The following is a 12,725-nucleotide window of genomic DNA, read 5'->3' as shown; positions in this document are numbered from 1 at the left end:
GCGAAAGGCAATGTACCTGGTGCAATTTTTAATGCTTCGCTATCGAGTGTCATCGGTGTTGCTTTGACTCCACTATTGCTGGAACTACTTACAGGGGAAGCAAGTGAGTCAATGCCGTTAATTGAGACGATTTTGTCAATAACAAAAATCATATTAGTACCAATGATAATAGGACAATTAAGCCGTCCTTTATTATCCTCAATATTAAATAACTACCGTAATGTTATTAATCGTATCGATAAGTTGGTGATAATTTTCATTGTTTTCAATGCTTTTAGTGATGCGGTAGTAGAAGATGTCTGGAAGAGTTTTTCTCTCAGTACTCTGTCTCTTTGCATTATTGTCTGTTTAGTCGTGATATTTTTTATTACTCACTTCATAAGGAGAACAGCGCAATATTTCAATATGCATCGAGATGATGAGATAGCTGCCTTGTTCTGTGGCACTAAGAAAACGCTTTCTGCCGGGATCCCTATGGCAAAGGTTATTTTCTCTGCCAATCCAAATCTGGGAATGATTCTATTACCGATAATGCTATATCATCCGATTCAGCTATTTTATTGTTCCGTTATTGCCAGAAAATATGAAAAGACATAAGCTTTTTTTCCTAATTAGAGTTCCGTTAAAAACGTCTCTAATTATGACTAATTGTTAGGCTATCACCATCGTTTCAGGCATACCGAGCGCTGTGAGCTTGTTTAACGCCTTTATCGTGGCGTACACCAATCTGAGCATTGTAATTTCTTAAGTTTAATGTTCCACCGAGCAGTTTCTTCACACGGAACATCGCCGTCTCTGAGAGCGAACGCTTATGGTAGCCGTAGCCGAACTTATTTTACCAATACTTACTTGGACCATTTAGTTTTGGCGCCCGACAGCTAGATTATGAGGATGGCTTCTTAGTACAACCTTGTGTCATAGGCACCATCGTCAGATACCTCTATGATTCTTCGTTGAGTCTTTTTGATTAAATTAGGAAGCTCTCTGTGAGTGTCTAATGCATGAATAATGAGGGTATGACAAAGGCAGTTAAGGCAGTTGAGTAAGCTTAAAAATAGAGTTAATGAACCCTCGAAGACCTCTCAACGGCATTGAAAATACCTGCTTAACTATAAAAACCGTCGTAATGGCTAAATCATTAAACAAGCGAGGTCTTCCATGGTTTCTCCTATTTAATTTGACTCCATAGCTGAATGGCTTCTTCCATCAATCCAAAATGTCAGTGGACCGCGATTAACTAAAGCTTGGCTATATTGTTTCCAGTTAGTTGCTTTGTAGCGAGGTTTAGACATGAAGTTACGACGATTAATGGGCGTAACCGATGAGATCGTAGCTTATTGATTTAGTCTCATTGATTTAAGTAACAAATCCTTCTGAAATTGTGGTGCATGGAAGAAGGAAGGGTGGTGCCGAGCTGATAAGAAATTAATTCAGAATCGCCACTTATGGTAGGCAGTCGATGCTCTTCGATCCGAAAAGTATCTCGATGTCGAAAAGGTTAGACCGCATTCTGGTGTCAGAGTTAATGAGATTGGGGACTCGCTAGCAGTTGATGCTACTAGAAGTGATATCGGTTGATGCAACAGTACAGCTTGTAGGTTTTAGGTTTATACCTACAAGCCGCTATTACCTGTTATTTGCGTTTTTCTAGATAACATATATCTACATTTAGATATACTGGGATATAGAGCACAACTGGGAGCCTAGTAATATCAACGATGGCATTGCTTAAGGCTACTTATCATTGCCATCAGTAAAGAGCTGTATTGATCTTTACCTGGAGCGATATTAGCACCAATAGGATCCATTGTACCTATTGTGGTTACTGTAGATTTCTCAAATACAGTGTTAACCAATTCAGGGTTAAACTGAGGTTCGGTAAACACACATGTAACACCTAAATCTTTCACTGTTTGGCGAATTTCTGAGATGCGTGCCGGACTTGGCTTTGATGCATCAGAAATAGAAATCGCACCAGATGCTAGCAGTTGGAATCGCTGCTCAAAATATTGGTAAGCATCGTGAAATACAATGAACTTGATACCGTTGAGTGACTGGGCCTGTTTTTTAATCTCAGCATTCAATTGGTGTAAACGAATAATAGTTGCTTTTGCATTGTCTTTATAAACATGCGCATGTTCAGCATCAACGTTAGACAATGTGCTGGCGATGGCTTCTACCCAAACCTCAGCATTTTTAGGATCCAGCCAGACGTGTGGGTCATGGTCACCATGATGATGGTGACCATGATGTGCGTCATGATCATGTTCTTCATGTTCATGGTGTTCGTCGTGTCCCTCTTCGCTATGTACATGCGCTTCGAATGTTGCACCTTCTCGGAAGCCATACAGTGTGGTTCCTTCGACTTCCATCATTTCAACCTTAGTCGCTGAACTTGCTAGGCTTGAAAGTGGTTTTTCTAACCAAGGTGTTAGCCCTTCTCCAATCCAAAACACGACATCTGCCTGTGAAAGCGCTTTGGCTTCTGATGGGCGTAGGTGATAGTTATGAGGTGAGGCTTCGGGGCGAATGAGCAAGTCGGGTTCACCAACACCATCCATGACTTGAGTAACTAAAGAATGTAACGGTGCGATGTCAACGGCCACTTTCGGGACTTGAGCATAAGCCTGAGAGGCAGCTGCTAAAGCGATGACAATGCCAGATAAAGCTTGTTTGAGCATGATGTTCTCCTGATTATTTTTAATCAAACATGGTACACATTGCAAATTACGACTGTTATGTTATAACATATCTATTGGTTTGAGAAACCCATACTTCGCTGTTTAAAAATTTATCGCGCAGCGAGTAGTAACCCCAATGAGAGAAAGTAGATGTTGATTTCTTCACAAGCGTTGTCTGTCCGGTTCGGGCAACACCTGATTTTAGATCGGGTCAACATGTCGGTGAATCAGGGCGAAATCGTAACGATTGTAGGACCCAATGGTTCTGGGAAATCAACGTTATTAAAAACCTTAATTGGGTCGGTGCTTCCAACGAGTGGTCAAGTGATACGTGCTGACCACTTGAAGATAGGTTACGTACCACAAAGACTTCACATTGATGAAACTTTACCGATAACGGTGAATCGATTTTTAACACTGCCATTACGTCATTCAAAACTGGCTATTCAGGAAGCGTTAGGGCGGGCTGGTGTTGAAAGGTTGGAGAAACAGCAACTGATGTCCTTATCAGGAGGACAATTGCAACGAGTTTTACTGGCTCGTGCATTGTTAGAAGAACCATCACTATTGCTGCTTGATGAAGCGACTCAAGGACTTGATCAGCGAGGAACTGTGGGGTTTTATCAACAAATCGAGGCCATTCGTCAGGAGAGCGGCTGTGCTGTCATAATGGTCAGCCATGATCTGCATGTGGTGATGAAACGAACCGACCGCGTTATCTGTTTAAACGGTCGAGTATGTTGTGAAGGTGTTCCGGAAACGGTGAGTCAATCTCCAGAATACAAAGCACTTTTTGGTCTAGATGGCAATGATGTCCTTGGAGTCTACCGACATCAGAGCTCCGTACACAACATTAGTGGAGACTCATTACATGTTGGATGATTTTCTTTGGCGCGCAGGTTTAGCTGGTGTTGGTGTAACGTTGGCAGCGGCGCCTTTAGGATGCTTTATTGTTTGGCGTCGCATGGCTTATTTCGGTGATGCAACGGCCCATGCTTCGATGCTGGGTGTCGCATTGTCGCTCTCTTTTTCGCTGCCGATTTTCCCTGGCGTATTGTTTATTGCGTTACTCATGGCTATCACGGTTTCTTCATTCACGGGTCGAGGGTTCGCGATGGATACGCTGTTAGGGGTAATGGCGCATTCGGCGCTGGCGTTTGGCCTAGTGGCTGTTTCATTTCTCTCCGGTATTCGAATGGATCTGATGGCCTACTTGTTTGGCGACATTCTGGCCGTGAGTAAAACGGATTTGCTGATTATCTGGATAGGCACGGTATTAGTTATTGGCTTGATTCGATTGCGTTGGTCTGGGCTTCTTCTATCGACGCTAAACAAAGATCTGGCATTAGCGAGTGGTTTTTCACCAAAACGAGAGCAACTGATTCTCACTATCGCACTCGCCGTTGTGGTCGCCGTGGCCATTAAAGTGGTGGGTGTATTGCTGATTGTCGCCATGCTTATCATTCCAGCAGCGACCGCTCGGCCATTTAGTCAAACGCCTGAAATGATGGTGATACTTGCTGCGCTGATTGGCAGTAGTGCCAGTGTGATTGGTCTACGTGCCTCTTATCTACTAGATACCCCGACTGGACCAACGATGGTTTGTATCGCCACTGGATTATTTATTTTATCGAGCATTATTTGGGTCGTCCGGCATAAGTTGCGAGCAAACACAGAGCGTCGACAAGAAACATAAAATAATCATATCAAACTTTGGAGTGAGCAAAATGAGTCAGAAAAAAATTACTGTGACTGTACTTTCCGGCTTTCTTGGGGCAGGAAAAACGACTGTGCTGAGTCATGTTCTGAATAATCGCGAAGGCAAGCGAGTCGCGGTGATTGTTAACGATATGAGTGAAATCAATATTGATTCAGCGACGGTGAAAAACGAAGTATCGCTCAATCACAAAGAAGAAAAATTGGTGGAAATGAGTAATGGCTGTATTTGCTGCACGCTTCGTGAAGATCTGCTGATAGAAGTGACCAAACTGGCTCAAGAAGGCCGCTTCGATAATCTCGTGATCGAATCTACAGGTATTTCTGAGCCACTCCCCGTGGCTGAAACCTTTACCTTTGCTGACGAAAATGGCGTATCACTGTCTGATGTCGCCACATTAGATACCATGGTGACAGTCGTAGACGCAGTGAACTTTTTGCGTGACTACGAAGCTGCGCAATCTCTTCAGGAGACAGGCGAGCATTTAGGCGAAGAAGACCATCGCAGTGTTTCTGATTTATTGATAGATCAAGTTGAGTTTGCGGATGTCATTTTGATCAGTAAAACCGATCTCGCTCGTACCGAAGATGTCGAGCGTTTGAAAGCTATTTTGAGAACGCTAAACACACATGCTCGCATTATTTCCATACAAAATGGGCAGGTGGATATCTCTGATATATTGGATACGGGTTTATTTAATTTCGAACGCGCACAGCAAGCCCCGGGTTGGCTAAAAGAACTGCGAGGTGAACACGTTCCGGAGACCGAAGAGTATGGAATCAGCAGTTTTAGCTATCAGGCACGACGTCCATTTCACCCTGAAAAATTTTATCAGTTTCTACACAGCACCACTCATTTTGGAAAACTGATCCGCTCAAAAGGATATTTCTGGTTGGCTTCTCGCCCTGAGTTTGCCGGGCAGTGGAATCAAGCGGGCGGTATTGCTCATTACGGTTTTGCCGGAATGTTTTGGAAAGCCATCCCTAAAGAGCAATGGCCGACTGACCCTGAATATCTCAAAGCCATAGAAGAAAACTGGGTCGAGCCATTTGGTGATATGCGCCAAGAACTGGTGTTTATTGGTCAAGGCCTAGACAAGGCCGCCATGATTGAAGCACTTGAACAATGCCTGCTGACAGAAGAAGAACTGCTTGCGGGTCAAACATTGTGGCAAACCCTACCGGATCCTTTTAGTGCCTGGGAGGAAGAGGTATGAGCATTGATATCGTTGAGGATCCGGCCAGTGTCCAAAGAGCGTCATCGATAGCGATATCAACATCAGCGCACATACTTAGCAACATATACAGACCAGAGCACAATATTGCCATATGGCAGCGAACGCTCTCAAAAGAGCTGACGAAAAACATTGATCTGATGTTGGCTCAGGAGCCTAGATTGGCACTGGTACAAAGTGTCACGCCAGATGATGCTGCACAATGGGTGCGAAGCAAGTTAGAGGGCTATGTGTGCGCGGATGCATTGAGTGAAGATATTGCCTTAATCGTCGATATGTTCTGTTGTTTGTTTGATGTGAAAGAAGCAGGTTTGAGGTTAACTCGTCTAGATAGCCCAATGTGCCCGAAATTTCACTTTGATCGCGTGCCTTGCAGACTGGTCACCACTTATACCGGTCGAGCGACGGAGTGGCTGACTAACGACGTTATTGATCGCACTAAACTTGGTGCAGGTAGCCTTGGACAACCAGATCACCTATCGGGCTTATACGACTCTGAAAGTGCAATACGACAAATGCAGCCCGGCGATGTTGCCCTGCTCAAAGGAAGTGGTTGGGAAGGCAATGAAGCCACTGGACTTATACATCGCTCTCCTCATGTTGCAGACAATGAACGTCGCTTACTACTCACATTGGATTTCATCTAGGGATATGAGAAAGCTCAAAACGGTAGATGACGTCATGAAGCAGGTAGAGAAAATCTGCCTGCTGCGAGGTAAACAACTCACTACTAAACGGAAATTGATACTGACTTCGCTGCTACATGCGGAGAAGCCGCTTTCTGCCTACGAACTGGTTGACTACTGCAATCACAACTTTTCCCAAAACATTCAAGCGATGTCGGTTTATCGAATACTAGATTTCCTTGAAGCAGAGCACTTTGTCCATAAGCTCAATACATCTAGTAAATACGTCGTTTGTTCTCAAATCGCGTGCGATCAGGAGCATGGCGTTCCACAGTTTTTGATTTGCTCTCAGTGTGGAAAGGTTAGTGAAATAGCGGCTGAAGCCAATGTTATTTCTAGCGTATGTGCGAACGCCATACAAGAAGGTTTCACTGTTCTTAGCCCACAATTTGAGATTTCCTGTGTTTGCGATGAATGCGTAAAGCGCCTCCTATGAGACGGGACCACGATCTCTCCTTCATAGCGTCACAAGGTGGCCGAGTATTGGTTACCTTTTCAAATTATCTAAAAGAATGAATTATGTCAGCAACATTGATTAAAAACGCTCAGGTGGTCAACGAAGGCTCCATTACCGAAACAGATTTACGTATTGTTGATCAAAGAATTGACAAGATTGCTACTAATATATCTGTACAACCCGGAGATAGGTTGATTGACTCTCAAGGAGCTTACTTACTGCCTGGTATGATTGACGATCAAGTGCATTTCCGAGAGCCTGGATTAACACACAAAGGTACGATTGCAAGTGAGTCGCGGGCAGCGGTAGCCGGTGGTATTACAAGCTACATGGAAATGCCCAATGTCAGTCCTGCCACGACGACTATTGACTCGCTAGAGAGCAAGTTCGCTCTCGCTAAAGAAAGCTCGTTTGCGAATTATTCTTTCTACCTTGGTGCAACCGAAGACAATCTTGAACAGATTAAACAACTTAACCCCAAACAACATTGTGGTGTGAAAGTGTTTATGGGGGCATCAACGGGAAATTTGTTGGTCGAAGACCCGCAAGCGTTAGAGTCCATTTTTCGTGACTCTCCAGTACTGATTGTGACTCACTGTGAAAGTGGGGCTGTTATTAAACAAAATCATCAAAAGCAACGGCTTAAAACGTCTGAGTTTACCATCCAAGACCACCCCATTTTGCGGGACGAAGAGGCCTGTTATGCTTCATCTTCTTATGCGGTAGGACTTGCCAAAAAGCATCAAAGCCAACTGCATGTGCTGCATATTACCACAGCGAAAGAGCTCGCACTTTTTGATGCTGGAGACATTCGAGATAAATCAATCACCGCGGAGGCTTGTGTTCATCACCTCTGGTTCAGTCGCAAAGATTATGCAGAGCTCGGTAACCTGATCAAATGTAATCCCTCAATCAAATCCTCTAATGACCGCGACGCGCTATTGGCAGCGTTAAATACTGGTCAAATAGATATCATTGCAACAGATCACGCGCCTCATACTTGGCAAGAAAAACAAGTGCCTTACGAGCAGGCGCCAGCGGGGTTGCCGTTAGTTCAGCATGCGTTACTTACACTCTTCGATCATGTTCGTTTGGGCCATATGAGCTTGACTCAAGTAGTCGAAAAAACCGCGCACAATCCAGCCATTCGCTATGGCATTCAAGGCAGAGGTTTTATTCGCGAAGGTTACTACGCCGATTTGGTGTTAGTTGATGCTCATACCCCAACACGAGTCAGCCACGAAAACAGTTTATACCACTGTGGCTGGTCGCCTTTTGCTGGACATGAATTTTCAGCTCAAATTAAAAAGACTTGGGTCAATGGCGTGCTGGTTTATGCCAATAACAAAGTCATCGATAAACCTGCCGCAGCGATGCGTTTATCCTTCAATCGTTAAGTTACTTACCACAAAGAAAGAAACATGAACAAACTGGAAACATTATGTTAAGAAGAAACCCAACGGGCCATATGCCACAGGTGTCCTCAACAGCCTTTATTGATCCAACCGCTATTATCTGTGGCAAAGTCATTATTGAGGACAACGTTTTTATTGGGCCGTATGCAGTTATCCGAGCTGACGAAGTTAATAACCATGGAGACATGGAAGCTATCGTGATCAAACGTGACACCAATATCCAAGATGGTGTCGTGATTCATTCTAAGGCAGGGGCTGCGGTGACCATCGGAGAGCGCTCATCCATCGCTCATCGTTCGATTATTCATGGGCCTTGCCAGGTTTGTGATGATGTTTTCATTGGCTTCAACTCCGTCGTATTCAATAGTGTCATTGGTGAGAAGTGCGTTATTCGTCATAACTGTGTCGTTGATGGCCTCGATTTACCCGCTTGTTTCCATGTACCGCCAATGACCAATATTGGTGTCGGTTTTGATTTAGAGAGCATCTCTAAAGTTCCACCAGAATATTCTGCTTTTTCCGAATCCGTCGTTTCTGCCAACCATGAGCTAGTCCAAGGCTATCGGAGAATTGCCAATGAACTGTAATAAGCCTCTGATTTCGAGAGTGCCGACGAACATCATCACCGGCTTTCTTGGGGTGGGGAAAACATCAGCAATAATGCACTTATTGGCCCATAAACCAAGCCATGAACGTTGGGCTGTATTGGTCAATGAATTTGGCGAAGTTGGTATTGATAGCTGCTTGTTACAAGGCCAAAAAAAACAACAAGACCAAGTGTTTATTCGAGAGGTCCCTGGGGGATGTATGTGCTGCGCAGCAGGTCTTCCGATGCAAATCGCCTTAAATCAATTATTGTCTGAAGCAAGACCAGATCGATTGTTGATTGAGCCTACAGGCCTTGGTCATCCTAAAGAAGTACTGCAAGTGCTATCGACCGAGTACTATCGTCAAATTCTCGCGTTGCAAAAAAACATTACTTTAGTCGATGCACGTAAACTATCAGATCCCAAGTACACTGAGCATGAAACGTTTAACCAGCAAATCGCTATCGCAGATACAGTGGTAGGAAATAAGCGCGATCTTTATCAAGATGGAGATGAGCAAAAGCTAACAACCTATATAGTAAAGCTCGGTTTGCGAGAAACAAAAGTGATTTTTGCTGAGCATGGCGCTATCCCTTTTCATGAATTTGAGGGATCGACTCATATTGACGTGCAAAAAACGCTCCCTGTTCTTTATCGTGAACGAGAGAAAAAGTCGCTTGTTCCTGAGTTGCCTATGCCTGAGAGCGGTATTCTAAAAGCGATCAATCAGGGGGAAGGCTTCTACAGTATCGGTTGGCGTATCTCCGCTGAGAAAGTGTTCGATCATCAAAAGCTGAGATTGTTGCTGCTCGACCTCAAGGTCGAACGAATGAAAGCGGTTTTTATCACGGGAAGCGGTATTTTTGGTTACAACCTAACATCAGATGGACTCACAGAGTTTGAACTAGACGAGTGTTCAGAAAGCCGCCTTGAACTGATCTCTTCCGGTCTAGATGACCATTTTGAAGATAGATTATGTCGATGTTTGGAGAAGTCATCATGATCTTAAAGATACATTTTATTATCAAGCGTCAACTCAATATGGATATGGTCCGATGATGAGATTTCTTTTAGAAATGCGCTTACAACATATTTACTGCCGTATCGGGTTAGGGTTAGTCATCGTATTTTTTGCCTTTACGGTTCAGGCTCATCCGCATTCATGGGTTGAGATGAAAACATACATTCAAGGTAAAGATGGCATGATTACTGGCTTTAAGATGGAATGGTCTTTTGACCCGATGACGTCTGCCTATATGCTTGATGGAGAAGATATGTCTCCTAACCATGAGCAAGAGACACTGCGGAAATTGGCCGCCTCGGTACTGGGTAATATGTTGTATGAGCATTACTTCACTTATTTTTATGATGGGGACATGCCTATCAAATATAGTGTTGCTCACAGCGAAAAACTGAAGAGAAATCGAGCAAAGTTAGTGCTTAGCTTTGAGTTACCACTTTCCAAACCAACCCCCGTTACGAGAGATTCATTACGTTTACTGATTATGGACCCGAGCTATTACATTGATATGGCGTGGGTATCTGTCAGCGATATTCAATTGTCTGACGAACTTTCTCGACAATGTAAATTGACTCTGGTAGCGCCAAATCCAACGCCAGAACAAGTGAGCTATGCTATGTCTCTCGCCGTTGATGAGGATCCTGACTATACGTTGGGTCAATTTTTTACGCAAACAGTGAACTTCCATTGTGCAAGTGTTCCACAAGCCCATTGAACAACAAACTATCAGAGATAGAAATGAAACAACTGAATTCATTTTCACCGCGCAATGAAATGAAACGTCCTGCGCATAACTGGTGCCGCTATATTGTTGCCTTTATGGCTTGTATGTTTATGGTGATGAGTGTGTATCAATTCTGGCTGGCGTGGCCTTCACTGATAATAGCGAGTTTACAGTGGCAACGAGAAGTGAATAGCGAACTAGCAGATTTATTATACGATGCACAAGCCCATCCTTGGATGGCCGGAGGCTATTTGGTTGGAGTGAGTTTTTTGTATGGGATGCTTCATTCGTTAGGACCTGGGCATGGCAAAGTCATTGTTACGACTTACTTAGCCACTCATCCCACCAAAGTAAAAAATAGCTTGCTCTTAACCACCTTCTCAGCATTATGTCAGGCATTAGTAGCGATTGCGTTGGTGAGCATTCTGTTATGGGGCTTCAATTCCTCAATGCGAGTGGTTAATCAACAAGCAAATTTTTTTGTTTCACTGAGTTTTGCATTAGTGGTGATGCTCGGATGTTTAATCTGTTGGAAAGCAGCTAGGAAGCTTTACCGTACAATGAGGCCTGTGAAAATAAAGTTCGTTCGTATGACACCACTCACGATTAAGGCTGGTTCAGATCAGTCGTTACTTGGTAATAAAAACGGTGTTTATCCTTTGACTCAACGAGCGCCACTGGTAATGAGCAATCAACAGAAAACTAACATGGAGATCTGTGGATGTGGGCATCAACATGTTGCCAGTGCAAAAGCGATCAACAATGCCGCAAATTGGCGAGAGTATGTTGGAATTGTTGTAAGTATTGGAATTCGTCCTTGTACAGGCGCTATTATGGTGTTGTTGTTTGCCAATATGGTTGGTTTGTACTGGATGGGGGTAGCTAGCGCGATAGTCATGGCGATAGGTACTGCATTTACAACATCCATCATCGCGGTAATGACCTTAACCAGTAAGCAATTGGTCAAACGTTACTTGACTGCTTCGAAAAGAAACACCAACCCAAATTGGGTGTATGTAGGTTATTTTCTACAATTTATCGGTGGCGTATTGCTGATTATGCTTGGGCTCATACTGATTGGCGGGCAGAGTTACGGTATGTCTCCGATATTATAATTTGTCCATGTAAGCAAGGGGTTTTAAAACCGTAACGCTTACATGGCTTTACTTATCTTACATGTTTGTGGTGTTGCTCAAGAACCGTCCCACTAGACTCAATTTGTTGGCGCTACAGTCAAGAATTGCCCAGATGTATCTTGGAGTTATATAGGAGAAACACGACGTTGTTCTGCGAGAGCCATTGCAATGTTGGCTTTGTTGTAGGCGCTCTCATTGATAAAGTGCGGGTAAATATCCCCTTGTCCATTCCAATGAATATCGTAACCAGCGAAAGTCGCTAAAATTGGTGCTCCTGGCTTGACTCTCTCAAAATCTCTGCCACAAATAGTAGGGTGCACTAAGGCTTGTCGCATACCCTCTTGATCTAGTGAAATTTTGATTTCTTCAGTGTAAAAAAAAGCGTCGTACTCGCTCAGTAGGCCTATTCTGTTGAGGTTGTGTTTTTCAACATAGTCCAATACAGCAGTAAGCATCTGTTTCATCAACTCTAACGTGCTATAATTTAGTGCACCATGCGCTTGCGGCCCGACTTCAATCATTATTCCATATTGCCTGCTAGTACAAAGGTAAGGCTGCTCTTGCCATTCTTTTCGCTCCTCGAAAAGGATATGTGATGACGGCATTCGCTGTTTAACATACGCGCCCAATTTCCTATAAAACACATCATTGGAAAGCAAAATTAAAGTTGCCCCCATATTACTTGTTGTATTGTGCAGATCAATAATGAGTTGATTACTGCTGTGTGTGTACTTATCAATAAATTGACGAGCGATGATGTTCTCATGCGAATTAGAATTACTTGCCTTCTCATTTAATGCAGAGAACTCTCGATTCAAGTCGCTATCAATGTAACGGACACCTTGCTTCACCGCTTCTTGGTTGGCAATGACCGAATATGTAGAAAAAGTCGTTCTATCAACAGGATAATATCCTCTCTGGATCAATTTATGCAGATAAATGCCAGATAATTCATTTCCATGTGTTCCAGCGACAAGCAGAATATTATTGATTTTTTCCTTCATCAGCACTTCTCCCATTTAGCTTTGGCGATGAGTTTAGTTAAGTCTATTTACCCAAACTCTGTA

The 12,725-nt window shown here is 43.6% G+C and carries 13 protein-coding genes and 1 pseudogene; 11 read left to right on the top strand and 3 right to left on the bottom strand.

The genetic code is table 11. From position 1 onward, the window contains the following. Positions 1–597: bile acid:sodium symporter (locus RXX31_RS23600; RefSeq protein WP_317592065.1), on the top strand; the 597-nt coding region annotated here is incomplete at its 5' end. A gap of 54 nt (positions 598–651) precedes the next feature. Here RXX31_RS23600 and RXX31_RS23595 read toward each other — a convergent pair. Continuing rightward, positions 652–1,292, bottom strand: a pseudogene (locus tag RXX31_RS23595) (transposase). Positions 1,293–1,712: 420 nt separating this feature from the next. Beyond that, complete coding sequence (locus RXX31_RS23590; RefSeq protein ID WP_317592064.1) at positions 1,713–2,681, bottom strand: zinc ABC transporter substrate-binding protein; 969 nt, start codon at positions 2,679–2,681, stop codon at positions 1,713–1,715. Positions 2,682–2,831: 150 nt separating this feature from the next. Between RXX31_RS23590 and RXX31_RS23585 the strand changes: the two genes are divergently transcribed. The 10 genes from RXX31_RS23585 to RXX31_RS23540 all read left to right on the top strand — a co-directional run bounded on the left by RXX31_RS23585 (position 2,832) and on the right by RXX31_RS23540 (position 11,637). Further along, entirely contained in the window at positions 2,832–3,563 is a 732-nt protein-coding gene (locus tag RXX31_RS23585) for an ATP-binding cassette domain-containing protein (RefSeq protein ID WP_317592063.1), read from the top strand. After that, positions 3,553–4,377 carry a metal ABC transporter permease gene (locus RXX31_RS23580; protein WP_317592062.1) on the top strand — a complete coding sequence of 275 codons (825 nt, stop codon included), beginning with the start codon at positions 3,553–3,555 and terminating at the stop codon, positions 4,375–4,377. The genes RXX31_RS23585 and RXX31_RS23580 overlap by 11 nt, the downstream gene beginning before the upstream one ends. A gap of 31 nt (positions 4,378–4,408) precedes the next feature. Next, a complete protein-coding gene (zigA, locus tag RXX31_RS23575; protein WP_317592061.1) occupies positions 4,409–5,614 on the top strand; it encodes a zinc metallochaperone GTPase ZigA in 1,206 nt (401 codons plus the stop codon). After that, entirely contained in the window at positions 5,611–6,279 is a 669-nt protein-coding gene (locus RXX31_RS23570) for a DUF1826 domain-containing protein (RefSeq protein ID WP_317592060.1), read from the top strand. The genes zigA and RXX31_RS23570 overlap by 4 nt, the downstream gene beginning before the upstream one ends. 4 nt (positions 6,280–6,283) lie before the next feature. Beyond that, positions 6,284–6,754 carry a Fur family transcriptional regulator gene (locus RXX31_RS23565; RefSeq protein WP_317592059.1) on the top strand — a complete coding sequence of 157 codons (471 nt, stop codon included), beginning with the start codon at positions 6,284–6,286 and terminating at the stop codon, positions 6,752–6,754. Between the two features lie 83 nt (positions 6,755–6,837). Next, positions 6,838–8,172: a dihydroorotase gene (locus tag RXX31_RS23560; protein WP_317592058.1), complete on the top strand. Its 1,335-nt coding sequence runs from the start codon at positions 6,838–6,840 to the stop codon at positions 8,170–8,172. 44 nt (positions 8,173–8,216) lie between these two features. Beyond that, a complete protein-coding gene (locus tag RXX31_RS23555; protein ID WP_317592057.1) occupies positions 8,217–8,777 on the top strand; it encodes a carbonate dehydratase in 561 nt (186 codons plus the stop codon). Beyond that, positions 8,767–9,780, top strand: coding sequence for a GTP-binding protein (locus RXX31_RS23550; protein ID WP_317592056.1), 1,014 nt, complete (start codon positions 8,767–8,769; stop codon positions 9,778–9,780). Before RXX31_RS23555 ends, RXX31_RS23550 begins: the two co-directional genes overlap by 11 nt. A gap of 52 nt (positions 9,781–9,832) precedes the next feature. Next, positions 9,833–10,513 carry a DUF1007 family protein gene (locus RXX31_RS23545; protein ID WP_317592055.1) on the top strand — a complete coding sequence of 227 codons (681 nt, stop codon included), beginning with the start codon at positions 9,833–9,835 and terminating at the stop codon, positions 10,511–10,513. A gap of 104 nt (positions 10,514–10,617) precedes the next feature. After that, on the top strand, positions 10,618–11,637 hold the full coding sequence (locus RXX31_RS23540; RefSeq protein WP_317592066.1) for a nickel/cobalt transporter: 1,020 nt from the start codon (positions 10,618–10,620) through the stop codon (positions 11,635–11,637). 146 nt (positions 11,638–11,783) lie between these two features. On the opposite strand, the gene RXX31_RS23535 is transcribed toward RXX31_RS23540, so the two are convergent. Further along, positions 11,784–12,662, bottom strand: a complete 879-nt coding sequence (locus RXX31_RS23535) for an aspartoacylase (RefSeq protein ID WP_317592054.1) — start codon at positions 12,660–12,662, stop codon at positions 11,784–11,786. Positions 12,663–12,725 lie beyond the last annotated feature (63 nt).

This window comes from Vibrio sp. EA2 (assembly GCF_033042495.1).
Classification (GTDB): domain Bacteria; phylum Pseudomonadota; class Gammaproteobacteria; order Enterobacterales; family Vibrionaceae; genus Vibrio.
This window is presented reverse-complemented; position numbering and strand designations above follow the sequence as displayed.